Source organism: Spirochaetia bacterium 38H-sp, from assembly GCA_039023545.1.
In the GTDB taxonomy this organism is placed as follows: domain Bacteria; phylum Spirochaetota; class Spirochaetia; order Winmispirales; family Winmispiraceae; genus Rarispira; species Rarispira pelagica.
On sequence record JBCHKQ010000003.1, the window covers coordinates 1 to 25,376 of the forward strand.

23 protein-coding genes are annotated in these 25,376 nt (G+C 41.4%); 16 read left to right on the plus strand and 7 right to left on the minus strand.

Translation table 11 applies throughout. The features are described from left to right. The 4 genes from WKV44_06835 to WKV44_06850 form a co-directional block, all read left to right on the plus strand. Positions 1-464 (plus strand): PP2C family protein-serine/threonine phosphatase (locus WKV44_06835; protein MEM5948254.1); only part of this gene is annotated, 464 nt, incomplete at its 5' end. A gap of 192 nt (positions 465-656) precedes the next feature. Next, the gene (locus tag WKV44_06840; GenBank protein ID MEM5948255.1) at positions 657-1,592 is read left to right on the plus strand and encodes a DUF5692 family protein; all 936 of its coding nucleotides are present in this window, start codon (positions 657-659) and stop codon (positions 1,590-1,592) included. A 466-nt stretch (positions 1,593-2,058) separates the two neighbouring features. Continuing rightward, on the plus strand, positions 2,059-2,358 hold the full coding sequence (locus WKV44_06845) for an NAD(P)H-dependent oxidoreductase (GenBank protein ID MEM5948256.1): 300 nt from the start codon (positions 2,059-2,061) through the stop codon (positions 2,356-2,358). A 520-nt stretch (positions 2,359-2,878) separates the two neighbouring features. Next, positions 2,879-3,976, plus strand: coding sequence for a hypothetical protein (locus tag WKV44_06850; GenBank protein ID MEM5948257.1), 1,098 nt, complete (start codon positions 2,879-2,881; stop codon positions 3,974-3,976). A gap of 202 nt (positions 3,977-4,178) precedes the next feature. On the opposite strand, the gene WKV44_06855 is transcribed toward WKV44_06850, so the two are convergent. Together WKV44_06855 and purC are read right to left on the minus strand one after the other, a co-directional pair. Further along, positions 4,179-5,294, minus strand: coding sequence for an L-threonylcarbamoyladenylate synthase (locus WKV44_06855; protein MEM5948258.1), 1,116 nt, complete (start codon positions 5,292-5,294; stop codon positions 4,179-4,181). Between the two features lies 1 nt (position 5,295). Continuing rightward, positions 5,296-6,318, minus strand: coding sequence for a phosphoribosylaminoimidazolesuccinocarboxamide synthase (gene purC, locus WKV44_06860; GenBank protein MEM5948259.1), 1,023 nt, complete (start codon positions 6,316-6,318; stop codon positions 5,296-5,298). 367 nt (positions 6,319-6,685) lie between these two features. On the opposite strand from purC, the gene WKV44_06865 reads away from it, so the two are divergent. The 4 genes from WKV44_06865 (at position 6,686) to pstB (ending at position 10,368) form a co-directional block, all read left to right on the plus strand. Continuing rightward, the gene (locus WKV44_06865; protein MEM5948260.1) at positions 6,686-7,618 is read left to right on the plus strand and encodes a PstS family phosphate ABC transporter substrate-binding protein; all 933 of its coding nucleotides are present in this window, start codon (positions 6,686-6,688) and stop codon (positions 7,616-7,618) included. A gap of 61 nt (positions 7,619-7,679) precedes the next feature. Further along, on the plus strand, positions 7,680-8,612 hold the full coding sequence (gene pstC, locus WKV44_06870) for a phosphate ABC transporter permease subunit PstC (protein ID MEM5948261.1): 933 nt from the start codon (positions 7,680-7,682) through the stop codon (positions 8,610-8,612). Continuing rightward, on the plus strand, positions 8,609-9,514 hold the full coding sequence (gene pstA, locus WKV44_06875; GenBank protein ID MEM5948262.1) for a phosphate ABC transporter permease PstA: 906 nt from the start codon (positions 8,609-8,611) through the stop codon (positions 9,512-9,514). The genes pstC and pstA overlap by 4 nt, the downstream gene beginning before the upstream one ends. A gap of 29 nt (positions 9,515-9,543) precedes the next feature. Next, on the plus strand, positions 9,544-10,368 hold the full coding sequence (gene pstB / locus WKV44_06880; GenBank protein ID MEM5948263.1) for a phosphate ABC transporter ATP-binding protein PstB: 825 nt from the start codon (positions 9,544-9,546) through the stop codon (positions 10,366-10,368). A 209-nt stretch (positions 10,369-10,577) separates the two neighbouring features. Here the strand turns inward: pstB and WKV44_06885 are convergent, their stop codons facing one another. The 3 genes from WKV44_06885 to phoU are packed head-to-tail and all read right to left on the minus strand — an operon-like array spanning position 10,578 to position 13,553. Next, entirely contained in the window at positions 10,578-12,218 is a 1,641-nt protein-coding gene (locus tag WKV44_06885; protein ID MEM5948264.1) for an ATP-binding protein, read from the minus strand. Beyond that, positions 12,208-12,891 (minus strand): response regulator, encoded by a 684-nt coding sequence (locus WKV44_06890; GenBank protein ID MEM5948265.1) that lies wholly within the window; start codon positions 12,889-12,891, stop codon positions 12,208-12,210. Before WKV44_06890 ends, WKV44_06885 begins: the two co-directional genes overlap by 11 nt. An 11-nt stretch (positions 12,892-12,902) precedes the next feature. Continuing rightward, positions 12,903-13,553, minus strand: coding sequence for a phosphate signaling complex protein PhoU (gene phoU / locus WKV44_06895; protein ID MEM5948266.1), 651 nt, complete (start codon positions 13,551-13,553; stop codon positions 12,903-12,905). A 155-nt stretch (positions 13,554-13,708) separates the two neighbouring features. On the opposite strand from phoU, the gene WKV44_06900 reads away from it, so the two are divergent. Then, positions 13,709-13,927 (plus strand): hypothetical protein, encoded by a 219-nt coding sequence (locus WKV44_06900; protein ID MEM5948267.1) that lies wholly within the window; start codon positions 13,709-13,711, stop codon positions 13,925-13,927. A 105-nt stretch (positions 13,928-14,032) separates the two neighbouring features. Here the strand turns inward: WKV44_06900 and WKV44_06905 are convergent, their stop codons facing one another. Then, complete coding sequence (locus tag WKV44_06905; GenBank protein ID MEM5948268.1) at positions 14,033-15,190, minus strand: glycosyltransferase; 1,158 nt, start codon at positions 15,188-15,190, stop codon at positions 14,033-14,035. 226 nt (positions 15,191-15,416) lie between these two features. Here WKV44_06905 and yajC point away from each other — a divergent pair, with 226 nt between their 5' ends. From yajC to WKV44_06940, 7 genes are all read left to right on the plus strand, one after another. Then, entirely contained in the window at positions 15,417-15,803 is a 387-nt protein-coding gene (gene yajC / locus WKV44_06910; GenBank protein MEM5948269.1) for a preprotein translocase subunit YajC, read from the plus strand. A gap of 26 nt (positions 15,804-15,829) precedes the next feature. Beyond that, a complete protein-coding gene (secD, locus tag WKV44_06915; protein MEM5948270.1) occupies positions 15,830-17,545 on the plus strand; it encodes a protein translocase subunit SecD in 1,716 nt (571 codons plus the stop codon). Position 17,546: 1 nt separating this feature from the next. Continuing rightward, on the plus strand, positions 17,547-18,599 hold the full coding sequence (secF, locus tag WKV44_06920) for a protein translocase subunit SecF (protein ID MEM5948271.1): 1,053 nt from the start codon (positions 17,547-17,549) through the stop codon (positions 18,597-18,599). 223 nt (positions 18,600-18,822) lie between these two features. Next, entirely contained in the window at positions 18,823-21,054 is a 2,232-nt protein-coding gene (locus WKV44_06925) for an amino acid permease (protein MEM5948272.1), read from the plus strand. Between the two features lie 46 nt (positions 21,055-21,100). Then, complete coding sequence (locus WKV44_06930) at positions 21,101-21,895, plus strand: hypothetical protein (protein ID MEM5948273.1); 795 nt, start codon at positions 21,101-21,103, stop codon at positions 21,893-21,895. A 32-nt stretch (positions 21,896-21,927) separates the two neighbouring features. After that, entirely contained in the window at positions 21,928-22,455 is a 528-nt protein-coding gene (locus WKV44_06935) for a nitroreductase family protein (protein ID MEM5948274.1), read from the plus strand. After that, positions 22,452-23,264, plus strand: a complete 813-nt coding sequence (locus tag WKV44_06940; GenBank protein MEM5948275.1) for an HAD family hydrolase — start codon at positions 22,452-22,454, stop codon at positions 23,262-23,264. Before WKV44_06935 ends, WKV44_06940 begins: the two co-directional genes overlap by 4 nt. Here WKV44_06940 and WKV44_06945 read toward each other — a convergent pair. Next, on the minus strand, positions 23,251-25,326 hold the full coding sequence (locus WKV44_06945) for an ABC transporter substrate binding protein (GenBank protein ID MEM5948276.1): 2,076 nt from the start codon (positions 25,324-25,326) through the stop codon (positions 23,251-23,253). The genes WKV44_06940 and WKV44_06945 overlap by 14 nt on opposite strands. Positions 25,327-25,376 lie beyond the last annotated feature (50 nt).

A 25,376-nucleotide genomic window follows, 5' to 3' on the forward strand; every position in this document is an offset into this window, starting at 1 on the left:
AAATCCTCTCCATAATCAATACATTTCTCACAAAATCCACCAGGCAAGGTGTCTTTGCCACCATGAGCATAATAAAACTTTCTCCGCAAGCAGACACTGTGGAATACGCTAGTGCTGCGCACCTTCCTGCCATCATAATAGAGAGCGACGCTACGATAAAAAAACTTGACACAGCAGGACTCCCTCTGGGATTGGAAACATCAAGCAACTATCATAACATAAAAAAAGAACTTTCTCCCGGCACAACCATCATATTATACACGGATGGGATAACAGAAGCCACAAATATAAACAGTACAGCACTTGGAGAAAACGGACTAATAAAAATGCTCCAAAAGCACAGACATCTGGACGCAGAAAATATGATAAAGCAAATAGAAGAAGAAATAGAAAACTACACGCAAAATACAATGCTCTCTGACGATCAGACGCTTTTGTTGATAAAAAATAGAAAAACACAATAGACCGAACGGCAGAAGGCCAGCTTCTGCCTGCCTTCCGGCGCATAAAAAGCGAAGCTGCTAAGAATAATTATATTCATTGATATAGAATTCTGCAATTATGCTATATATTAAAACAGCCTTATTTTGCATTATAAGAAAATATCTTGTTTTAATATATATTTGTGACTTACAATAAAAAATAAGGAGAAGACTATGGGACTTCTGTACAATGTTCCCAATGCTACAACATGGGGGATTGGGATTTTTATCCTTTTTGCTCTTATGGCCTTTAACGAATTGGGACGTACTACAAAGTGGGGTGGACTGATACTTTTCTTATTTGTTCCTTTGTTTTTGACTCTCTTTGTCTGGCCAAAGACAAATCCTCCTGGAAACGAGTATGGTACGGGAACATGGTTTGTTTGGGTCAAAACCTATTCTGCTCTGGCAGGTGCTCTCGGTTTTTGGGCCATACGCTTTGTTCCGGGATTGGTAAAAAAAAAGTGGGTCTTACTTTTCCCTCCGTTGATTCTGGCGCTCAATATTCTGGAAGCAGTTATAAGGGATTTTCAGGTTTTTTCTTTTGGTCTATGGGATGGCGGCTATGTGGATAACCTTTGGCTTATGTCAGGCCCATGGAACATAATGAACGGTATAGCCGGGATACTCAATATCATCACCATCTGTGGCTGGTCCGGTATATTTATATCAAAAGATTCCTCCAAAGATATGATTTGGCCGGATATGATTTGGAGCTGGATTATTGCCTATGACCTGTGGAATTTTGCCTATGTATACAATTGTATAGCAGACCATTCTTTTTATGCCGGTTTGCTTCTGTTGCTTTCCTGCACTATTCCTGCGTTCTTTATAAAAAAAGGTGCGTGGCTTCAGCACAGGGCTTCTACATTGAGCCTCTGGATTATGTTTGTAATGACGGTTCCTTCTTTTGTGGATCGTATTCTACCTGTTCCCTCCACCCATGATCCGAGAGCCTTTTTTGTAGTGAGCTTGCTTGCGCTTCTGTCCAATATTGCCCTGGCAGGATATCAGTTTATAAAAATATTTAGAAAAAAATTAAACCCTTTAAAAGACGAGATTTATACTGATAGCCGTGATTATCAGACCATAGTAAAGATAAACTCATAAATACATTTCTTTAAAAATTTATTTTGCCGGATTAGCTGATACTATTGTGCAAGAAACGCTTTAAACAAGCTTCCGGTAAAATAAATGGATAAGCTGCTTTTTTCTTATTAAGGCGTGATAAATAGGCATTCCATATAGGATGATTATTTTTAGAGCAGTACAAGATTGATAAGTGTTTTTTTCATAATATAAAGTTCTGGAAATAAGGATTACAGAACTTTTTGATATAAATAAAGAATTTAAATGCACAATGAGATATATGCTATCTGTAAGAAGAGATTCTAATAAATAAGAAAACATCGGATATATTTGGAGTAGTTTGCAAATTAAAAAAATGGAGACGATATGAAGATATTGACGATAAATGGTAGTTATCATAAAAATGGCACAATAGCCAAGGCTTTGAAATCTGTTTTAGCTATAGCAGAAGAAAATGGACATGAGACAGATATTGTAAATTTATCCGATGCTAATCTTGCTTTTTGTAAAGGTTGTTATAGTTGTCAGACAAAGGGGGGGATGTATATACAGAGCTGACATAGAAGAATTGGAACATAAGTTGGCAGGTTCTGATATTCTGATCTTTGGCTCACCCACGAATTGGGCAAATATGTCTTCTTTGATGCTTAATTTTTTTGAACGTTTGTTTGGCTTTTTGATAAAAGAACGTGATGGCGCTCCGCCTTTAAAAAACTTACCGGGAGGTAGAATGGTGGTGCTCATAACTGCTTGTTACACACCTTTCCCCTTTAATTTGTTTTTTTAACCAATCCTCCTCTGTGCTGAGCAGAATAACAGAGGTTTGCCGTTACTCTGGATTTAGGGTCATACAGAAGCATACAATTACCGATGCTTACCATAAGGATTTACCGGAAGGATGGAAAAGATAAAGAAAAAAGTAAAAAAATATTTTGAGGTAGAAATAGAGACGATTACGATTATAAAATGGTTTTGGTTGTATAATGAAGAAAAAAGGATACGATAGACCAGCCGTCAAAGATATCGCACTTTTTGTCTGTTTTCCGGCTCATAAAATAAAAGTGGGCATGTAAAAGTCTCTGAGTCCATGTCTTTGCCTTGGGCAGGAGGGGCTGCGCCTTTGTTGTCTTATTGTCGTATATGGCGCAGTCCCGACGTTCGGTATAAAAACTTTTTAAAAGCAGGCTTGTAAAAAAAAACAAATGAGGGTTGTGTTATTGAGGATAAAAAGTGCTACAGGCATAGGGTGGTATAAGCGAGACAAATAATATGATAAGCAGTAAAATAAAATATATAAAGGAGCATTTATGAGAAAAAATATCTTTTTGTTGATTGTTTGTCTTGCAATACTCCTTACTGCAAACATCTTTGCTCAGGAAGAAAAAAATGGCACATCCGGTTTTTTTGTTACCCCTGAGCTGTCAGTATGGGGACTGGGAGCAATAGCAGGGTACAGGTTTTCTGGTTTTTTATCGGATAATATGGACACAATCCCATATGTCGGGGTTAAAGGCGGCTATTTTTATGATAACTACTACAGGTTGCCTGACGGCTCTGTGTTTTCACATCCCACCGCAGGTTATAACGCAGAAGACAGCTCTTATTCCTACTGGTTATTGTCATGGCAGTCAGGGCTTATACAGAGCTTTCTCTCAGAGGGTAAGCACGATTATATAGGGCTTGATCTATCCTATAAAGGTGAGCTAAGAAACAATATAAATGATGCTAAGAAAAATGAGCTTCTGTTTTCCTCTGATATTCCGGAAAAAAATGCTTCTCTGAGCAGCTTTCTTAAAGCATCGTTTTTTATCAACTATAGACTTCCTCATCCGGTTCATCAGTATGTGCAGGGCGCATATGCAGAAGTATGGTATCTTACAATGCCTGACACTATGGGCAGTGCTCCGGGAGGCAGTCTTAGCTACTCCGCATTTGGTGCGGACACTTCGTATGCCTTTACGGCCTTTGACTCTGATACAGGCAAAAACGAGTTTTGTATAGTAGTCGCAGTCCACGCAGGAGGCGAGTACGTATACGGTGATGCAATCCCATTTTACAGTAAAGGATATGCTTGGGAGTATATACGCGGAGCAGATGGACACGGGCTTGATACGCTAGCTTCGCTGGCTGCCAATGCAGAGGTAAGATTCTATTTTCCTTCTCCAGGAATCATAGCCAATCTCGCTATATGGCCTGTCTTGTACATATTTAGCGACAACGGCTACTTCTGGGACGATGCACCTTCTGACGGAACACAAGTCTCCACAGCAGGAGCAGGCTTTGCACTGGAGTTTGCCCCCGTATTAGTCCTCTCCATGTCAACACAATGGCGGCTTACCGATACCAATATAGACGGCACAAAGTGGGTTCCAATTAAAATAAGCCTTGGTTCTTACCTGTTTTAATACATATAATACCGAACGTCGTACCTGCGCCTTTCCAAGATGCAGTACTTCATAAAATGGCGCAGGTACTCCTGCCTCCGGCAAACACTTTCTGAGTTCCTCCCAAAGGTAAAGCAGACATTTTAACATCTTCCATCTCGGAAGAAGGCTGCCATATCTCCTGCGCATTTTTCCCATTGTAAGAGCTGCCCGACATAAAAGCTCATGTTTTTTTAAAACGCGCAGCAGCCTTTCTCAATCTGTCCATAACAGCGCGCCCAAGCCCTTCTTCTGGTACAGACTCTGCAAAAATCACACTCACCCCTGCATTCTCAAGCTCGTGTAACGCATCAAAAAGCCTTACCGCAGCCTCCGACATATTGCCCGCAGTGCTCAAAACCCTACATACCCCGCAAGCGGCCTCCGGCACCCTTCGGAAGGCAAGTACCCCTGCATCGGGTGACAGGGCTTCCCTTGGGAAAGAGCCTTTCTCAAAAGCAAGCTCCTCAAGCAAAACAAGTGGTACAACAGGTGCATAGTGCCACTCAAGCTCGCCCGGGCTCTCACTAGCAGACCTCTCTCTGTCAGAAGAAGATACATCTTTGCTACATGTAAAATAGGACACATTCTTACCATGTGTAGAGGTGGAAACCGACTTTGGCATATCTGGAGCATCGGCCTTATTGTGTGCAGAAAAATCTGTTTTTTTTGTAAGCCGCATATGCAGAAAAGACTCTATATCTTCTATGGCAAGCCCTCCTGGACGGAGAAGCACTACCTCCTCGTCTGTAACCCTGACTACTGTGGATTCCACACCAACTGTAGTGTGCCCTCCGTCAAGTACTATCCCAATCCGACCATCAAGTTGTTCTATCACATGAGAAGCCTTTGTGGGACTCAATCTCCCAAAAAGGTTTGCGCTTGGAGCAGCAACAGGAACACCTGCAGCGCGGATAATCTCTCTTGCGACAGTGTGAGCAGGCATACGTACACCTACGGTAGAAAGCCCTGAAGTTACAATGGACGGAACCTTATCCGCACGCGGAAGAACAATCGTAAGAGGTCCCGGCCAAAAACGCTCTGCAAGCCTGCGGGCTATGGGAGGGAAATAAGTCACAACAGATTCTGCCATGTCAAAATCAGAGACATGAACGATAAGGGGGTCAAAAAAAGGCCTTTCCTTTGCCTCAAAAATCCTGGCCACAGCAGATGCATCAAGAGCATTGGCCCCTAGCCCGTATACAGTCTCAGTGGGAAAAGCAACAAGGCCGCCGGAACGCAGAACCCCGGCAGCCCTGCGTATGGAAGAAGAAGAAACATCAAGAATAAGCGTCTCCATATCAGGAAATAAACTCCTCGATTACAGCAATAGCCTCGGAAAGTGGCATGACATCAAACCACTCGCGTGCTGTAAGTTCATTGGCATAAGCCATATAAAGAGCAGAAATAGCGCTCCTAAAACGCTCAGGAAGAGGCTTGGGACCTTCTCCTACCAGCTTGCGCCAGTGCAGCCTGTCTTTCTTCTTAGCCTCTTCAACCCTCCTATACCAGTCGGAAGACCTGTAAAAAATACGTGCAACCTCTTTGCTCATGGGAATACCCTTATAGGTAAACCTGCATTCATCAAGGGTGCCTAGAGCATCCACAACAACAAGATTGCGCTCTATATCAAACCCATACTCAACCTTACCATCCTCGTTGATAAGCCCCAACCTGCTTGCCTGTTCGCTTATAAGTTGGTCAAGCATGAGAGTTCTTTCTCTCAAAAGATTGTACTCATCGTCGGATAGACCTGCAATTTCTCTGGCTTCTGTCCATGACATATACCTGTCAGTCTCTTCCAGCTTGGACGACACATCCAGAATAGGCATATATAGCCTTTGTCCGGGAACCGGCATGGAATCTAGCCCCAGCTCATGAGGAGTAACATCCCCCCTTTCCAAACGTTTAAAAACGCTGGAGCCTGCAGGCAGACTGTTTCTATATATAACCTCAAGCGGGATAAGAATATTCCCCGGTCTTGAGGAAAAAGCAGAGTAATCGTAAGATCCGTTCTTAAGCTCGGGCTTTATAACTCTGAGAAGGTCAAACTCAAGTTCGTTAATAGGACCCTTAGCCTCTGCAAGCGGCTTTACCTCTCCGTCCTCCACGACACCGCGGTACTGAGTCTTAACACCCATATTTTCCAGCAGTTCAAAAAAATAAGCAGTAGCAATACAAATTGCAGACCCCTTATTTTCTATATCATCCGGCATCTTACCCCAGTCAAAAACAGAATATCTGTCAGAAAAAACAAAGCGTCCTATTCCCGGAGCATTCTCAGACGCAGGCACAAGCACCCTAACATCCTTAACACTACCCATTATCCCTCCAAAGTATAAATATAGAAAAAAATAGCATAATTATGCAAAAATGAAAATATATGAGAAATGTCAAACCATAGCATATTCATATCACCTTTTTATACCGAACGCACTGACCGTGCACATGCACGGTCAGTGCTGCTCCCCGGCGGGAAAAAATGGAAGAGATGCAATATTAACTCTCTTTTATGTGCTCCATATTTGCCTAAGGCAGGCAAATGCGTGCCTTTCTCACCTGTGTTTCTTCCTTGTGCACGCATTATGCCGTTCGGTTTGTTTTATTTGAATTTTGATATTGGTTTAACATTATTTTAACATTTGAACCTGATATTATTGTCATACCTAATATGCCATAGGAGGATTAGGCATGAAGAAAATTTTTTTTGTATTGACAGTAATGTCACTTGCCAGTGCTGTTTTGTTTGCGGGACCTCAGGGCGAGGAGGGCTCGTTGTCAGGTACTATCAGGATTGCAGGCAGTAGTACTGTGTATCCTATCACTACGGCTGTAGCCGAGGATTTTACTGCCATGTATCCCGATGTTCAGATTGCCGTACAATCTACGGGAACGGGCGGAGGTTTTAAAAACTTTTTTATTCCGGGCAAAACAGAAATCAATGACGCCAGCCGTCCCATCAAGGATTCTGAGCTTGCTGCTGTGCGTGATAGTGGGGATGATGTTCTGGAGTTTCAGGTTGCTACAGATGCTATTACGGTTGTTGTAAGTCCGGATGCCAACTGGATTGATGGTATCAGTATAAAGCAGCTCAATAGGATTTGGAGACCGGAAAATCCTGCTGTAAAATGGAGCGATGTGGATCCGTCATGGCCTGATGAACCTTTTGAGCTGTATGGGCCTACCAGTGCTTCCGGTACTTTTGACTTTTTTACTGAGAAGGTCATGGGTGAGGAAGGCGTAAGCCGTGCTGACTATCAGGGTACAGAGGAAGACAATACTATTGTCCAGGCAGTTTCATCTTCCAAGTATGCGCTTGGTTACTTTGGGATGGCTTATTATCTTGAAAACAAGGACAAGGTTAAGCCTCTCAAGATTGAGGGTGTGCTTCCTTCTCTTGAGACAGCACGTACTTATGAGTATCCTCTTTCTAGACCTATATTTATCTATGTGAGAAAAAGTGTCCTTTCCAGACCTGAGATTGTAGAGTTTGTCAAGTATTATATCAAGCAGACAAACACTTCTCTTATAAGCAAGATAGGTTATGTGCCTGTAACCGATGATGTAGTAGAGAAGAATCTTGAGAAGCTTGAGAAGGCTGTAAAGGAAGTTTCCGGGAATTAATAAGGTTTTGGAGGGGCGACTTACGCCTCTCCTCTTTTATTTTTGTCATTTGAGGTAGGGAATGGGTATAGACAGACGTAGGATAGTTATTTCCGATCCGCCGCACAAACTGGAAAAAAGGGTGCGGATTTTGTTTTTTTCTGCTGCTGTGTTGTCCGTTGTTGTTACGGTAGGTATAGTGGCGGTTCTTTTGGTGGATTCTGTTGTTTTTTTTAAAAATGTATCTTTGTGGGATTTTATGATGGGTTCTGAGTGGGCGCCTACCATAAAACCCTACAGATACGGGGTTCTTCCCATATTGAGCGGTACTGTTACATTTACTCTTACAACTGCACTTATTGCTCTTCCTGTGGGTTTGCTTACTGCTGTTTTCCTTGCTGAGTATGCTCCGCCCAGATTGCGTGCTGTTCTCAAGCCTGCTCTTGAGATTCTTGCAGGTATACCCACTGTTGTTTATGGATATTTTGCTCTTGTGTATGTTACTCCGTTTCTACGTAATTTTTTTCCGGATATTTCCACTTTTAATGTGCTCAGCGCTTCCATTGTCGTGGCAATAATGATTATCCCCACTATAAGCAGTATAAGCGAGGATGCGATAAGAGCTGTGCCGGATAAACTCCGCTACGGTGCTTATGGTCTTGGAATGACAAGGTTTCAGACTATAAGGACTGTTGTGCTTCCTTCTGCATTGTCAGGGATAACTTCTTCCTTTATCCTTGGAATATCCAGGGTTATTGGCGAGACCATGGCAGTAACCATTGCTGCCGGTAGAATGCCCAGGATTGTAAACCTTCTCAACCTTAGTGATACTTTTTTAAAGCCAATACAGACAATGACTTCTGCAATGGTAGAGGTGGGGTTAAGCGATGTTTCTGGTGACAGTCCTGCATACATGAGCCTGTATGCTGTAGGTTTTTTATTGTTTTTATTTACTTTGGCTCTCAATCTGATTAGCCAGAAGATAAAGAAAAAATTCAGGGAGAAGTATCAATGACAGCGGATAAGATTAAAAATGCACTTGATAAGCCTGCATGGTGGCACAGCAGCTTAGTAGAAAAGGGTAAGGATAAGGTATTTATAGCTTTTGCTTTTGTTGCTGCCTTGTGGGGTATTGCTGCGCTTGCAGGTCTTCTTGTGTATGTTTTTTCTGATTCTCTTGGTTGGGTGGATTGGCAGTTTATTACAAGCAGACCATCAAGGTTTGCAGAAAAGGCAGGTGTTTGGCCGGTCCTTTTGGGTTCTTTTTATCTTATACTGCTTGTGGGAATAATGGTTCTGCCGTTAGGGGTTTTTGCTGCAATATATCTGGAAGAATATGCACGTGATGGGAAACTCAAGCGTTTTATAGAAACCAATATAGCCAACCTTGCGGGAGTTCCTTCTATTGTATATGGGCTTTTGGGATTGGGGCTTTTTGTAGGTCTGTTTGGCCTTCCTATAGGCTGTCTGCTTGTAGCATCTATGACCCTTATGCTGAGAGTTTTACCCATAGTTATAGTCTCTTCCCAGGAAGCTATAAGAAGTGTTCCGGACAGCCAACGTTTTGCTGCTCTTGGTATGGGGATGACCAGGTGGCAGATGATATCTTCTGTTGTGCTGCCGGAGGCATTTCCTGGTATACTTACCGGGCTTATACTTGCGCTTGCAAACGCAATGGGAGAGACGGCACCCCTGATAATGGTAGGAGTGGCTCACTCCATCTTTAGTCCTCCTAGAGGGCTTTTATCAGCATTTGGTGCACTGCCGTTGCAGATATTTGCATGGTCCGATTATCCGCAGAATGAGTTTCAGCATGGGGTAGTGCCTGCTGCAATAGTTGTGTTGCTTACAACACTCATATTGTTAAACGGAACAGCCGTGTATCTAAGACACAGGTTTTCTGTCAAGAAAAGATAATAAGTCTGAGAAAGAAACGGAGAGATAAAATGGTAGAGATAAAAAGCAAACTTCCAGAAAAAGAGAAAAAAACAGACAAGCCGGATATAGTAATAAAAGCAGAGTCTTTGTCCCTGTATTACGGCAGCAAAAAAGCACTACACGAGATAAACCTGCCTATATACAAGAACAGGATAACAGCCTTTATAGGTCCATCTGGCTGTGGTAAATCCACACTTTTGCGCTGCTTTAACCGTATGAATGAGATAGTAGCTGACGTAAACATAGAGGGTAATGTCTATTTCCACGAGCAGGATATATACGATAAGGATGTTGACCCAGTTATGCTCAGGAGGCGTATAGGAATGGTTTTTCAGCAGCCCAATCCTTTTCCCAAGAGCATATATGATAACGTGGCATATGGACCAAAAATGTATGGCATTAGGGACAAAAGCCTACTTGACGAGATAGTTGAGACCAGCCTTCGTGAAGCTGCACTATGGGACGAGGTAAAAGACAGCCTAGATAAAAACGCATTGGCTCTATCCGGTGGTCAGCAGCAGAGACTTTGTATAGCACGCACAATAGCCGTGCAACCGGAAGTAATCCTTATGGATGAACCTGCCTCGGCACTTGACCCCATATCCACTGCCAGGATAGAAGAGCTAATGCAGAAGCTGTCCAAAGAATACACCATTATAATCGTTACTCACAACATGCAGCAAGCTGCCCGCTCCTCTGACTATACCGCTTTTCTTAATCTCAACGAAGAGCTTGGAGCAGGATATATAGAGGAGTTTGGCCCTACTAGAGAATTGTTTCTCAATCCAAAGAATAAGAAGACAGAGGATTACATATCGGGAAGATTTGGCTAAGGACTACAGGCCTGAGGCCTTTACATATCGCCGGGGATGCCCGGCTTTTTTTTATAAAATATAGCCCGAACGCGCAGCCTTTGGCTGCGCTGCCTACGGCTGTATCTTTTATCTTTATTCCTGCTTTTTTGCCTAGCATATGTCTTTTGCAGGAGGAAATGCTTTCTTCTTCTTTTACTTTATTTTGAGCGTTTCCGACGTTTGGTCCATTATTTTTTTAACCTTATGACAAACTGTGTGCCGCCTGTAGGCGGGCTTTCTGCCTCTATACCTCCCCCGTGACTTTCTACTATATGCTTGACTATAGCCAGTCCAAGGCCTGTCCCGCCTGTATTCCTGTTTCTTGAGCTTTCTACACGATAAAAACGCTCAAAGATTCTGGACAGGTCCTTTTGTGGTATACCCGGGCCATTATCCCTTATGATTATTCTGCTTATGTCTGCTTCTTCCTGCCAGTCTATCGTAACGGTTGTGCCTGCCGGGCAGTACCTTACTGCGTTGTCCAGGATATTCCCCAGCGCCTGTATCATTAGTCCGGGATTTGCCATTATTGTGATATCCGGTTTTTCTACAGTGCTGATTGTTATGCCTTTTTCTTCTGCTGCATTGTTTATTGTATCGATTGCTTTTTGTATGAGCTCAGAGAGGGAATGAGGAGCTTTTTTTATTTCTGTATTGTTCTGCTCTATGCGTGAGAGCATGAGAAGGTCTTCCACTATGTTTCCAAGTCGTACTGCATTGTTATGTATCGTTTCTGCAAAGCGTCTTGCAGTGCTGTCTTCTGGAGAGATTATTTCTGCAAGGGTTTCCGTATATCCTATAATGCTGCTTATGGGGGTTTTAAGCTCGTGTGAGACGTTGGAAACAAAGTCCTTTCTTATTTTTTGCAGTTTTTTTATGCTGCTTATGTCTCTTATGACTATTATTGCACTATTTTCTTCCCTGTTGAGACTTATAGGGCTTATGCTTATTTCCTGGTATCTTTCTCCGTCAGGACAGTATTCGTATCTTGCACCTTTTTTATTCTCATAGCACCTCAGGATCTTTTCTATAAGGCTGTTGTTTTTTATAAGCATTCCTACTGGTTTTCCTGTTGCGGATTCTTTTATGCCGCACATCTTAAGTGCTGCAGGATTTGCGTAGCTTACCCTCAATTTTTCGTCCGCGAGTATTATGCCTTCTTCCATATGCTCTGTTATAAGCTCGTATACCTCCAGTTTTGCTCTTGTCCTGTCAAGCTTTGAATCCGTCTTGATTATCCTCTCCAGAGCTGCTTGCTCGAGAGGAGCTATGATCCTTATAAATGGAGAGAAAAATCCAGAACCTGTGGAGAGAAGGGGAGGATGAGGAGCTTTTATCCTTTTTGAGATTTCTTCTACAAATGTTTTTTGTCTTATAAGCAGATAGAAGATAAAAAGAAAGGATATGAGCGAGTTGAGCATCAGAGGTATGAGTATTGCACTGTAAGGAAAAGGATTTATAAGCGGCAGCTCTAGCAAAAGGACTTGACTTGAGTTGTAGATGTTACTGGCTACCTTTATGAGACCCCTGTCATACCAAGCATAGGGAAGGTCGGAGGGAATGCCGGATTCTTTATCTGATAATATTTTGTATTTAAAGTATGCGCCGGAGAAAAAATTGAGCGGTGCGGAAGCATCCTGCCTCTTTTCTAGCACTATTCCAAGAGAAGATGCAAAGGCGAGAGCCTGCTTTTTCTGTATATCTATATTCTTTGCTGTCTCCGATATGCCTATAAAAATGGTTACAAGAATAGAAATGACCAGGGAAAAAGCAAAAATAAACAATAGATTTCCATAGGAAACCGAGCTTTTTCTGTTGTCAGGTTTCAAACTTGTATCCCACTCCTCTTATGGTACGAATATAATCCCGTGCCTTACCAAGCTTTTTTCTTATACTGAGAATCTGCACATCAACGGAACGCTCGGTTACAGCATAGTTATTGCCTCTTACTGCATCTATTATCTGTGCTCTGGAAAAAACCCACCCGGGATTTCTTGCAAGAAAATAAAGTATATCAAACTCCGTAGCTGAGAGTTCCACGGCTTTACCTTCTACCTCTGCTCTATGTTTTAGCGGGTCTATGGAGAGGATACCTATGGAGACAAGACCAGTAACATCGGTTTTTTCTGTTTTTACGCGCTTTAAGACCGCCTTGATTCTTGCAAGAAGAACCCTCGGACTAAAAGGCTTGGTAACATAATCATCTGCTCCCAGCTCAAGGCCTATGACGATATCAGCTTCTTCTGCCTTGGCTGTAAGCATTATAATTGGGATATTTGTAGTAGCTTTATCTGCTTTTAAGTCCCTGCAGACCTCAAGTCCATCCTTACCTGGGAGCATGAGGTCAAGAACAACAACGTCAGGTAGCTCGCTGCGGACGATCTGCAGAGCTGTGTTTCCATCCTCTGCCGTGCTGACTCTATATCCCTCACGCTCAAGATTAAAAGCAACAAGTTCTCTTATGTCAGGCTCGTCATCCACAACAAGCACATGTGCCTTCATGTTGTCTCCTGTCAATTGAGATCCTCATGCCTGTTGGTTACACTGTATACGACCCACTCACAGATATTGGTAACATGGTCACCAAGTCTTTCCATAAACCTGTTTAGAAAGAGAAGAGAAGTAAAATCCTGAGCAAGCTCTGGATTTTTCTTTATCAGTTCAAAAAGATGGGAAAGAAGTTCGTTATGCATGGTATCTATCTTCTCATCCCTGCTTGCTGTCTCTCTTGCCAAATTAGCATCCTGCTCTACATATGCTTTAAGAGCTGTGTCCAACATATCTATGCCTACCTCAAGCATATAAAAAAATTGGCCAAACTCATCCAGAAGCTCCTTATTATTTAGTCTGATGAGGGCCTTTGCAAAATGCACAGCATGGTCGCCAATTCTCTCTATATTGGAGATAAGCTTAAAAGATGTGAGAATCTCTCTTAGGTCGCTCGCAACAGGTGTATAAGAAGCAAGAAGCTGAGCACAGAAATCTTCAAGCTCTACCTGCATTCTGTTAATCCTTTCCTCATGTTCAAAGACAGAATCGCATGCAGCTGTATTCTTCTCCTTGAGAGCTGCGAGAGCTAGCTTTAGAGCTTCCTCAACCTCAAGCCCCATCTTAAAAATATTGTCACGCAAGATAACAATTTCTTCCTCTAGTTTATTTACCATAAATCACTCCCAAAGCAAAATTAAACGCAGAATATAAAGCAAATATAAAAAAACTGTTAAAACTATGTAAAAACAATTAAATAATATTACAAATATCTCTTTTTGTCCCTCGGAAAAATGCCGAAAAAATAAACAGTACATGACAAGGAGTGGACATGCGAGTAGAGTACTTTAAAGTAAAAGGTAAAATCCCCACATATGCAGAAATCCTCTCCGAGACAGAGGAAAAACTCCTCATGAGAATCACCAAGTATCACGACGGTGATATCATAAGCACAAAGACATGGATGGACAGAACACTATTTAACACATGCCTAAGAACAGGATATCTCCTTCCCGCGCAAAAAGAAGAACAGCAAAAACTGCATGCCTGATTTAAAAAATATAAAACCGAACGTCGTACCTGCGGCGATTGTAGTAAAAAAGGCAGGAGTGCCGCAGTTACTCCTGCCTTTGGCTTGTATGGGGTAGAGCAAGTGTTATCTGCCAGAAGAAATTGCTTCTATATATACGGCTTCCATCTTTTCTGCATGTAGAGGGATGCTTCTTTTCCTGCCTACTTGGGGAGAAAACTTCTTAAAACTTTCCAGAAGCTTTCTATCTTCTATGAGCTTTATAAGATAGTCTGCAAGCTCCTCATCAGTGTCCGCAAAAAAACCGCTTTTTCCTGGTTCTAGCTTATCAGAAAAAGCAAGGTCTCTTCTCACCACTATTGCATTGCCGCACAAAGCTGCTTCTATAGGTGTGAGCCCGTCTATCTCCGATGTAGAAGCTGTAACATAGATATCGGATATTCCGTAATACAGCTTGATCTCTTCCCAGTTTACAAAACCTGTAAAAATTACCCTAGAAGACAAGCCTTCTTTTTCTGCTATCTTCTTTAGCTTCTCTAGCTCTGGACCGTCTCCTACTATGAGTGCAAATGCGTTAGTGGATTTTTTGAGAGCCTTTGCCATGGCAAAAAAAGTTTCTATAACCCTTTTCTCCGGGCCTACTCTTCCTGTACAGTTTATAACTATGGCATCCCGGGCAATGCCAAGTTTCTCTCTGTGTTTTATTATCTCGTTTTCTGACATGGGCAGAAAAAGCTCTGTATCCATTGGATTGGGTACAACTTCTATTCTTTTATTTTCTCCTAGAAGCTTTCTATAATAGTCCATCAGTTTTAATGATGGTAGTATAAGAATCTCTGCCTTCTTGTATACATTTTTGAGGTATGTTCTTACGAGTGGTTTTATCTTGAGAAGAAAAGAATAGTTACTGTACTGTTCCCAGAGTGTGTGGCTTGTTGCAACATAGGGAATTCCCAGTTTCTTTGCTGCTTTTATCCCTGCCTTTCCCACGGGGAACTCTGTGTGTATGTGTATGAGCTGTGTATTGTGTTTATTTAGAAAGTTTATTAATTTTTTTCTGTTGATTAGGGCATAACCAAAGCCTTGTTTTGAGCCAAAGTCTAAAGATATCTGAGGGAAAAGAAGTGTGTCCTCTGTTTCTTTTATTTCTTTTCCTTCTACGTTTACGGATACTACAACAACTTTGTGGCCTCTTGCTTCCAGTCCTCGCTTTAACATAAGAGCAGAGCTTATGACGCCGTTTTTCATTGGCGGATAGCAGTCCATAAATATTGCTATGTTCATTGTTTTCTCCTGTTTTTATTGTTAAAGCATATAGTCTTGCGATATGTAGGTCAAGCTTGTTTTTCTTGTATGCCGCAGGCAGGCCTGCCCGCAGATTTTTGCTGTTTATTCTCATAATAGGCTGCGGGCAGGCCGTTCGGTATGAGGTATTTTTATCAACTTGACTTATTTGGTGCTACGTGGTAGTTTGACCTACTACATATCTTTTTTATAGAAGGAAAAAAACATGGGTATATCAGGGGTTTTGTCTTTATTAACGGCCGCACCGGAGAGTGCAGGTGCTAGTTCCGGCGGCAGCATGACTTTTACTTTTATAACTTTCGGTCTTATTTTCTTGATTTTTTATTTTCTGATTATAAGGCCTCAGAATAAGCAGCAAAAAGAAGTGCAGAAGATGATTGCATCGCTTAAGAAGGGTGATAAAGTTGTAACAATAGGCGGTATCCACGGTGTTGTACAGGCTGTCAAGGAGAATACTGTTGTTATCAAGGTGGATGATAATTCTACACTGCTTATGGAGAAGAGTGCTATTGCCCGCAGAGAGAAAGAGGGCAAGGAGTCTACTGCCAAGGATGATTCTGGCTTAAAGGTCGTCCGCAAGGACAATGAGTAATTATATCTTGCAACTGGAGTGTTTCTATGAGTAAGAAAGCGCGTCTTTTTATAGTTCTCGCTGTTATGGCTATTGGAGGTTGGTTCCTCTATCCCACTGTAAAGTGGTATTTTTTTGTTTCCGAGGAAGACAAAAAGATTGCTCAGTCTTCTATGGAAGAAATCCGGGTGTATGCACAGTCCTTTGCTGCGGATCTTTCTTCTGAGCTTATTGAGCTTGTCAAGTCTAATCCCGATGCAAAGATTGATGAGAAGTTTTCCTTTCTAATCGATATTGCCAAGAAGTATTATCAGAGACTGGAGAAAGATATTCCTGCAGAATGGACTTATGCCAATCTGCTTTCTGTTTTTCCGGGTAAGGCTAAGCTGTTTGAGGAGATTGAGGACTATCAGAGAGAAAGAATCCTTGCTCTCAAGGATTTAAGAAGCGGGAGTCTTCAGCTTGGTCTGGATTTGTCAGGCGGTTTATCCGTAACTCTTGCGCCGGATTTTACTTCTCTTGCTGAGAGGCTGGGTAAAGAGCCTACGGAAGAACAGAAGAATGAGGCTATGGACAGCGTTATGGAGATTCTCAACAACCGTATAGACCAGTTTGGTGTTACAGAGCCACAGATAAGGCGTCTTGAGAATCAGAAGATTGTTATTGATATACCCGGAGATCCTGATCCTACTAGGGTTAATGATTTTATAGCAGGTAAGGGTAGGCTAACTTTTCACCTTGTGGATGAGGAAACAACTCAGAAGCTTATAGAGTACCAGAATGCCAATGGTGCTATGACTCCTGAGGTGTTGGCTTCCCGTGTGGATTTTGTCCCTGCCGGCACAAGAATTGCTGGATACTATGTCAAGGATAATTATGGTTCTGATAAGTTTATGTACTCCGTTGCGATTTATGATGAGGTGGGACTTGATGGTTCTTATCTTACGGACGCGCGCATAAGTTTATATAACGGACAGCCGCTTGTTTTGTTTACTCTTAGTGCTGAGGGTGGAGAGATTTTTTATAAGCTTACAAGCGCCAATATAGGCAAGAAGCTGGCTATTGTTCTTGACGGCAAGGTTAAAGAATACAAGACAGTCATAAAGAGTGCCATAAGGGATCGTGTCCAGATAGAAGGTTTCTCCATAGACGAGGCTCAGAAGGTTAAGACTCTTCTTAAGACTGCTGCTTTGCCCGTAGACCTTGTTATAGAAAACTATCAAAAGGTAGGTGCTTCTCTTGGAGAAGATTCTATAAAGCAGGGTGTCCAGGCAATCATATACGGTCTTATCCTTGTTGCAGGTTTTATGCTTCTCTGGTATAAGGGTGCCGGGCTTGTAGCGGATATTGCGCTTACGCTTAACCTTTTTCTTCTTACCGCTATACTTTCTCCGCTTGGCTTCACCATGACTCTTACCAGTATAGCCGGTGTTATTCTTACTGTTGGTATGGCGGTAGACGCCAATGTTATTATATACGAGAGAATAAAAGAAGAGCTCAGACTTGGTAAAAGTCCCGCTGCTGCGGTTAAAGCCGGTTTTGGTAAGGCATTCTGGACTATTGTGGATGCCAATGTGACGACATTTATTGCTGCTCTGTTTCTTTCCTCGATAGGAAGCGGTCCTATCAAGGGCTTTGCAGTTACTCTTGCATTTGGAATAATGTCATCAATGTTTACGTCCCTGTTTGTATCCAGACTCCTTTTTGATTTTGGCGTTGAGCAGCTCAAGGTCAAGAAGTTAAGCATCTCCTGGAGGCTCTAAGATGAAGGTAGTAAGATTTACAAAATACAGATTCATAGCAATAACCATTTCCCTGCTCATTATAATAGGCGGTGCAGTGGGAACCTATCTCAATGGCGGTTTTAACCTGGGTATAGATTTTAAAGCTGGTATGACAGAGCAGGTGTCCATAAAATCTTCTTCACCTGTGGATATAGAAGAAGTAAGAGCTGCTCTTTCTGGGCTTGATGCGCAGATCCAGCAGGTTGGAGATGCCGAGGCAAATGAGTTTATCATCAAGGTGAAACAGGAAGGAAATGATGATAATTTTAGAGATAAGATGAGAGAGAAGATACTCTCTGCTCTTTCTTCTGCCTTTGGCTCATCCAATGTGGAAGAACGTTCTTCCAACTACATAGGGCCGCGTTTTTCTGCAACACTTGCAACCCAGTCCGTTACACTGGTCTTGATTGCATTTTTGTTTATGCTTGTCTATGTATGGTTTCGTTTTGAGTTTTCATACTCCATAGGTGCCATAACAGCACTGTTTCACGATACTCTCATGGTTCTTGGCATAATAGGTCTTACCCAGCTTGAGTTTACTACAGCCACAATAGCTGCTGTACTCACAATAGTGGGTTACTCTATAAACGATACCATCGTTGTTTTTGACAGAATAAGAGAGAACACAACACTTTTAAAGGAAAAACCCTTTAAAGACATAGTCAACATCTCCATAACAGAGACACTCAGCAGAACTCTCATAACATCATTTACCACCTTTATAGCTGTTGCAGCCATATATGTTTTTGCAACAGGTGAGATACAGCGCTTTGCTCTGACCCTCATGATAGGCATAATCGTAGGAACATACTCTTCTATTTTTATAGCCTCTCCCATCATGATGGCAATCTATACACGCAAAAAGAAAGAAGAAGAGACTATCAAAGAAAAAAAGGCCATTGAAGCTGAGAAAAGAGCTAGTCAGGAACCTGTAAAAGAAGAAAAAACTATTGACAATGGTACTCCTGCAGGCGAAGCCCTTGTGAGCGGAAAGAAAAAGGTGCCCAGAAGCAAAAGAAAAAAGAAAAAATAAAAACATAATTTATACCGAACGGCTGACTGCATAAGCAGTCAGCCTTTTTTATATGTCTGTAGAATCCAGTAAAATGCGTGGTATCTATCAGATTTTTTACGCATAACATGTATGTGCACAGAACAAAAATAGAATTTATCAACCATGTAAAATTTATTTTCATAATTGTTTTAATATCTTGCAATTCTCTTACTCTCAAGACTATACTCATGCAGAGGTATTTATGGCAAAAAAAGGATTTGGAACTTTTAAGGGAGTTTTTATTCCCTCTTTTGAAGCCATATTTGGCACTGTACTTTTTCTTGTGCTTCCCATGCTTACAGGTGCCATGGGCTTCTATAATATGTTGCTTATCGTTGTTCTTGCAAATAGCGTTACATTTGCAACGACATTTTCTATATCCGACTGTGTAACCAATCTGAGAAAAGTTGGTTCTGGCGGGATGTATGCACTTGCCAAACGTTCTTTTGGCAAAGCCTTTGGAGGTTCCATAGGTATACAGCTATATCTTGCGCAGGCTGTATCCATAGGTTTCTATGTAATAGGTTTTGCGGAACCCCTGCAGCCCCTTCTTATGAAAATTCCCATGTATGCATCATGGGCAGCAGACGCAGGTATTTCGGTGGCACTGCAGAAACAGCTACTAGCGACTGTCCTATCTGTCATTGCTTTTATCGCAGCACTAGTAGGAGCTGATTTTGTATCTAAAATACAGTTATTAATATTTTTTATCCTCATAGCTGCCGTTGGTAGCATAATGATTTCTCCATTTTTTGAGAAATCTGTTGTGGGAAAAAGTATATTTACATCTGCACCCAACCTTACAGGTGCAGGGTATGCCATTGGTTTTTGGGCAGCCTTTGCTGCATTTTTTCCAGCTGTTACAGGAATAGATGCTGGAGTAGGGATGAGTGGGGAGCTCAAGGATCCCAGACGCTCTCTTCCTATAGGAACATTTCTTGCCATTTTTGTGACTCTTCTGGGATATCTTGTTGTTACCTATGTTTTTAGTCTTATGAGACCGGAGCTCCTTTTGCCTCAGGCAGATGGCAGCGTCCCTTCGCTTGTAAAGATTTTTTCTTCTACCGTTCCTTTTGCCTCCTACATGGTGCTTATAGGCATCCTTTTTGCAACTGGCTCTTCTGCGCTTGCTTACTTTTTGACTGCTCCCAGAACTTTGCATACACTTGCCAATGACGGACTTCTTCCCAACTTCATAAGCTTTCTTGGCCGTGATTTTTTTAAAGATGGCAGGGAGCCAAGATGGGCAACAGTGCTTACTTTCCTTATAGCAGTTTCCATTATTTGGTCTGGAGACCTGACCTTTGTTTCTACTGTTGTGGGTATATGTTTTCTGGTTGTTTATGGCTGGATAAACCTTGCTGCTTTTCTTGAGAGGATAAGCGGTAATCCTAGTTTTAGGCCTACGTTTAAAGGGCACTGGCTTGTTTCTTTCTATGGTTTTGCCTTTGCTATAGGGGTTATAGCTCTATTTAATATCTGGATAGGAATAGGAGTTTTTGTATCACAGCTAATCCTCTTTTTCCTTCTTCTCCGTTTTAGAGCTGGCAATAAGCTAGAAGGCGTGTGGTGGGGGCTTATATTTTCTGTATTGCAATGGGGTTTTAAAAGAGCAAAGAGGTTGATACAGGGAACAAAAAACTGGAGACCCATTGTTGGTGTCTTCTTTTTTGCGGATGAGACTTCCTATCTAAAGCCTGAGCTGGAGATAGCAGAGAGAATAAGTTCTTTTAAGGGTTTGGCTCTTCTCAACGCTCTTTTACCTGCGGGCAAAGAACTCCCCGAGCTTCCGCCAGAAGCCTCTGTTTTGAGAGGGAGCGATTTTTCTTCTCTTATTGTTGGAGCATCATTTGCTTCTCTTCCTGGTGGTCTTGGGGTAAATACTGTTATGCTTCCGCTTGACAGAAGACTCAACCACCTTGATTTGATGGATGAGTTTTCCTCTCAGGGAAAGCATGTTCTGATATACAAACATGGTAGTGCTTTTCAGGAAAGCCCTCGTATCGATGTATGGTGGAAGGGGAAATCCAATGGTAACCTTATGGCTCTTCTTGCTTACATAATACGAGAGACCGATTTACAGCTTGGTTTTGAAAAGAAAGAAATACGCCTTATAAGAATGCTCAGCGATGACAACCAAAAAAACGAGATAGAAAAAAAAGAACTAGAATCTCTGCTTGAGTTGTCAAGGCTTGATGGCTCTATCCTTGTCCTTGATAAGGACGAGAGACCTTTTGATGATATTGTTTCAGAGCATTCTTCTGATGCCAGCCTTATACTTATGGGGGCTCCTGGACAGCGCGGTGCAGGTCTGGCAAGATGGTTTTCTCTGGATAAGCGGGGATTTGATAAACAAATTGAGAAATTTGAGAATTTGCCTCCTATATTGTTTGTGCGCAGTGCGTATTCTGTACCACTTTTTGATGAGTATTAACTTTGTTTTGAAGCAAATAGGATAAAAAACAGGTTAAATATGTATAATGATAAGTATTATACCTGTTTTGTCAGTAAGAAGATGGGTTAGGACCATAATTGATGGGGCTCCTGCTCCCATGTCAGTACAGCTTAGATTTACAAGCCCCTGGGAGGCACGTGAGTTTTCTGCTTATCTGTGGGGACATAAGGGCAGTGAGACCAGAATCATAGAAGAAGGCTGCAGTCTTATTGTAGAAAAGGGTTGTAAGCATTTTTCTATTCCTGAGGGGATAATCTGTACAGCAGCTTCTCCTCTGTGCTTGCCTTCTGTATCCGAGACAGAGAGGTTGCTGCTTTCCGGCACCAGCATCATCATTCTCATAGGTGGATACGGACTTGAATCCTTGCCCCATGAGGATTGGACTTGGCTTGTTGCTTATGACGAATGTAGATTGATAAAAATGGGGGTAAAAGATAGTCCATGCGGCATGTGTGATGTTTGCACCAATGATGTTCTTTTAGAGCCTGCAGGTCTTGATGTCATAAAGAATATCATGTTGGCGTTTAGCAATAGATTTACCAGAGGAGAGCTAAAAAATTTTCTATACTCCTGTTTCCCTGCAGAAGGGATAATTGTTCCTCCTGCAGGTGTTTTATCAGACTGGGCATCTGGAGAAGTAGAAGAACTTATTTTTTCTCTAGAAAAACTCAGATATCTTAAACCCTATAGAGGTCTATCCTTTCTGGGAAAGATAGGGCACCTGCTGGGTGGGGCTTCTCTTCTTAGCTTTGATTTTGATAAGAAGAGTTTTATGGATAGGTACAGAGAATTTATAGATGTTTGGCAGATGCAATCGTGACTAAAGAGCAATAATATGCTAACATTGGGACTATGAAAAAATCTCCAGCTTTAGATTACATATTCTCTAGAAGGAGCATAAGAAAGTATAAACCAGATCCTGTAGAGGATTCTAGCCTAGAGCTTATTTTAAAAGCTGCCATGTCAGCTCCATCTGCTGTTGCAAAAGACCCCTGGCGTTTTGTAATAATAGACGATTTTGAGCTCAAGAAAAAAACAGCGGATGCACTACCTCATGGCAAGTTTCTTGTGGATGCACCGGTGGGAATTCTTGTTTGTGGCGATTTGTCTGCAGCCCATGGGGGGCTAGAGGGGTATCTTATCCAGGATTGCTCTGCAGCCATAGAAAATTTGCTTCTTGCTGTCAATAGCCTTGGATTGGGAGCCTGCTGGCTGGGCGTGTATCCGCGAGAAGAAAGAATTGATGCTATGCGCAATATTTTTGAGCTTCCTAAGAATATATTGCCCGTAGCCTGTATCTCTCTTGGCTATCCGGCAGAAGAAAAAAAATCTAGAGACAGATATAATCCCTCCTATGTACATAGGAACCACTGGAAATGAGTTATAAAGCCATTCTTGCTTGTGATTTGGACGGTACGCTTATACCTGAGGGGGGAGTTATAAGTGCCGAAGATCTTAGTCTGCTGCGTAAACTCCCTTCCATGGGAATTTTGCCTGTAATAGCCTCCGGCAGGCCTGTATCTTCTGTTCTCAGCATTGTTAGGAACATATGGGAAGATGAGGAACTGCCTGCCATAAGTTTTAACGGCAGTGTAGTAATAAAATCACCCTTGGGAAAAGAACTTTTTTCTGCCCGTCTTGATAATAAAATAGCAAAGAAAATAGTTGCCTTTTCTCTTGATAACGGCCTTTTCCCCCAAGTGTATGATAATAACCTCTTTTATGTATTCTATGAAGATGAAAAAGCCGAAAAATATTATCGGTCTGTTGATGTCCCCTACAAGATAATATCTTATGATGATTTTACATGGGATACTCCAAAAATTTTATTACATGACGAGCCTGATATTCTTAAAAAATATTTTCCTAGTCTACTAGAACTTGCAGGAAAAGAAATTTCTGCATTTTTTTCCAAGCCAATATATATTGAGCTTGTAAATCCAGAATCTGGCAAGGGACAGGCTCTTATTAAGCTGGCAGCCATATATGGTATATCTTCTTCTATGATATGGGCGATGGGTGATGCTGAGAATGACGTTGATATGCTTCTTGCTGCAAGATACGGATATGCTGTTGCAAATGCAAGCGAGAGCGTAAAAAGGCAGGTTTCTTATATTACAGAAAAAGGTGTAGGACAAGGTGCTTTGTCAGAAGTTGTACAGCATATTATTTCTGTTATAGGGCAGTAAAGCGTATTGTAAAGTTGTTTTTACCTTCCTCATATGAGTATCCCACTGTTCCGTTAAGCTGCCTTACAAGTTCTTTTATAAGCATTATACCCAGTGTGTTTTTGTTATTCTCTATGCTTTGCATATCTATCTTTGACCCCTGGTCGGAATATAGCAGTAGTATCTCATGCTCTTCTCTGCTTAGTGATATTTCTATCTTAAACGATGATTCTATTGCTTTTTGATTGTGCTTGATGCTGTTTGTTATAAGCTCTGAGAGTATTAGTCCCAGAGGGATTACTACTCCTGTACCTGCTGTTATGGGTTCTGCAAAGATAATCCATTCTATATTTGCAGTCTGTGTACCTAGAGATTGTTTTATCTGGGAAACCAGAGTAGACAAATACGAATCCAGGTTTATCCTGTTATTCTGTTTTTTTTGTTGCAGAAGTTCATAGACTATTGCCATGGCAGCAAGTCTACTTTGTATCTGCTCCAGTTCCTGTTTTGCCTGGGCGGGTATATCTTTGTTTTTCTGCAGCTGAATAAGACTGTTTATTATCTGTAGGTTGTTTTTTACCCGGTGATGGATTTCTCGCAGAAGCATGTCTTTTTCTTCTACGGCCATAGCCAGTCTTCTCTCTGCTTTTTTTCTTTCTGTTATATCCCTGATGAGAGCAAGTATTGCTTCTTTTCCCTCATAATTTATGGCAGTGGAGTATATCTCAAATGCTCTTCCTGTTATATTCTCTATTATTCTTTCAAACACTGATTCCTTCTCTCTTATCTGTTCTTCAAGAAGGGCTCTGGTCTCTGCTGTTGATATGTTTAGAAAGGATTTGAGACCGTTTTTATGTACATTATTGATATTGCTGTCTGCAATCTCCAGAGCTATATCGTTGTGAAGCTGTATGGTCCCTGACGAATCATATACTAACGCGGCCTCCGGCAGCATTTCAAACAGTGTTCTAAACAGCTTCTCTGTTGCGGCTTTCTTTCTGTTGCTAATTATAAGAAGGATGATAAGAGTGGCCAGCACTAGTACAGTGACCAGTACTGCAAAGAATATGTTGGGATACTCATAAAAAAAAGTCCTGGGCAGATTGATAATTTCTGTGTCCTCTGGAATTCTGTTTATAGGTATCCCGTATTTTTTAACCATGTAAAAATCAACTACCGATCTAGAAAGAGGTTCTTTTATGACCTCAATATCTTTTATCGCTTTTCCATTTATAAACTTTTCTACAAGCATAGCAAGCTCTTTCCCAACAAGATAGCCTGTTAGTACTCTGCCACCTACAGCGCCTTCTATTATAAAAGAATCCCAGCAGGTAAAGACAGGGCGTTTTGATGTTTCTACAACCATGTGTATACTCTGGTTGAGACTAAGTTGTTTTCCCTCTGCGTCCCTTAGGAATGTCAGATATATCACTGCAGAATTGTTGGGCAAGTTTGAAAGCTTTTTCTGTAAACTCTCTATGGTCTCATTATCTAGTAAAATAAAGTTTACCCGTGTTTCATAAAGTCTTGATTGATTTATAAAAAGTTCTCTATTGAGTTTTCCGGTAGGTGTTGTATCAGTGATAACTGTTATAGTATCAGTAAAAGGAAGGATATGCAGGATAAGTTCTATTGTGCCAGAAATATCTACTTTCTCAGCTATTCCTGTAATATTATCTCTGTTGATATGTCTTTCTGTATTATTTATGCCGGAGAAAATAACAGGCATCATAGGATTATAAGGAAAAAGTTTTTTGCGGTTTTTTATGATAAACTCTAGTGCATTGTCATCAGATACCAGGATAAGAGAAAAATATGTGTTTTTATATTTTTCTATAAGATAATCAAGAAACATATCTTCTATAAGTTCTGGACTGTAGTGCTTGGTATCCATGAACTCGGTATATATGCTGTATTCTTCATGCCCCGATACAAAGCTGTCTTTAAATCCTCTGTCTATATCACGTGTCCATTTATAATCCGTATTATAAGAATGCAAAAACAATATGTTTTTATTATTTTCAGCTTGTAAAGAAGATGAAAAGAATAGAAAAAAGAAGCACAATACAGATAAGTTGCGCACCTGAGTCCTCCTATTTATATAATTTTAGCCAAGATGCGGACTATATTCAA

What these genes read in the sequence shown, in the direction of transcription:
- pstA (MEM5948262.1), top strand. Translation starts at nt 8,609, where the DNA reads ATGACAGCGGATAAGATTAAAAATGCACTTGATAAGCCTGCATGGTGG.
- WKV44_06940 (MEM5948275.1), top strand. Translation starts at nt 22,452, where the DNA reads ATGAGTTATAAAGCCATTCTTGCTTGTGATTTGGACGGTACGCTTATA.
- WKV44_06890 (MEM5948265.1), bottom strand. Translation starts at nt 12,891, where the DNA reads ATGAAGGCACATGTGCTTGTTGTGGATGACGAGCCTGACATAAGAGAA.
- WKV44_06935 (MEM5948274.1), top strand. Translation starts at nt 21,928, where the DNA reads ATGAAAAAATCTCCAGCTTTAGATTACATATTCTCTAGAAGGAGCATA.
- WKV44_06865 (MEM5948260.1), top strand. Translation starts at nt 6,686, where the DNA reads ATGAAGAAAATTTTTTTTGTATTGACAGTAATGTCACTTGCCAGTGCT.
- WKV44_06905 (MEM5948268.1), bottom strand. Translation starts at nt 15,190, where the DNA reads ATGAACATAGCAATATTTATGGACTGCTATCCGCCAATGAAAAACGGC.
- WKV44_06930 (MEM5948273.1), top strand. Translation starts at nt 21,101, where the DNA reads ATGATAAGTATTATACCTGTTTTGTCAGTAAGAAGATGGGTTAGGACC.
- pstC (MEM5948261.1), top strand. Translation starts at nt 7,680, where the DNA reads ATGGGTATAGACAGACGTAGGATAGTTATTTCCGATCCGCCGCACAAA.
- purC (MEM5948259.1), bottom strand. Translation starts at nt 6,318, where the DNA reads ATGGGTAGTGTTAAGGATGTTAGGGTGCTTGTGCCTGCGTCTGAGAAT.
- secD (MEM5948270.1), top strand. Translation starts at nt 15,830, where the DNA reads ATGAGTAAGAAAGCGCGTCTTTTTATAGTTCTCGCTGTTATGGCTATT.
- WKV44_06850 (MEM5948257.1), top strand. Translation starts at nt 2,879, where the DNA reads ATGAGAAAAAATATCTTTTTGTTGATTGTTTGTCTTGCAATACTCCTT.
- WKV44_06845 (MEM5948256.1), top strand. Translation starts at nt 2,059, where the DNA reads ATGCTAATCTTGCTTTTTGTAAAGGTTGTTATAGTTGTCAGACAAAGG.
- WKV44_06925 (MEM5948272.1), top strand. Translation starts at nt 18,823, where the DNA reads ATGGCAAAAAAAGGATTTGGAACTTTTAAGGGAGTTTTTATTCCCTCT.
- pstB (MEM5948263.1), top strand. Translation starts at nt 9,544, where the DNA reads ATGGTAGAGATAAAAAGCAAACTTCCAGAAAAAGAGAAAAAAACAGAC.
- WKV44_06855 (MEM5948258.1), bottom strand. Translation starts at nt 5,294, where the DNA reads ATGGAGACGCTTATTCTTGATGTTTCTTCTTCTTCCATACGCAGGGCT.
- WKV44_06840 (MEM5948255.1), top strand. Translation starts at nt 657, where the DNA reads ATGGGACTTCTGTACAATGTTCCCAATGCTACAACATGGGGGATTGGG.
- yajC (MEM5948269.1), top strand. Translation starts at nt 15,417, where the DNA reads ATGGGTATATCAGGGGTTTTGTCTTTATTAACGGCCGCACCGGAGAGT.
- phoU (MEM5948266.1), bottom strand. Translation starts at nt 13,553, where the DNA reads ATGGTAAATAAACTAGAGGAAGAAATTGTTATCTTGCGTGACAATATT.
- secF (MEM5948271.1), top strand. Translation starts at nt 17,547, where the DNA reads ATGAAGGTAGTAAGATTTACAAAATACAGATTCATAGCAATAACCATT.
- WKV44_06900 (MEM5948267.1), top strand. Translation starts at nt 13,709, where the DNA reads ATGCGAGTAGAGTACTTTAAAGTAAAAGGTAAAATCCCCACATATGCA.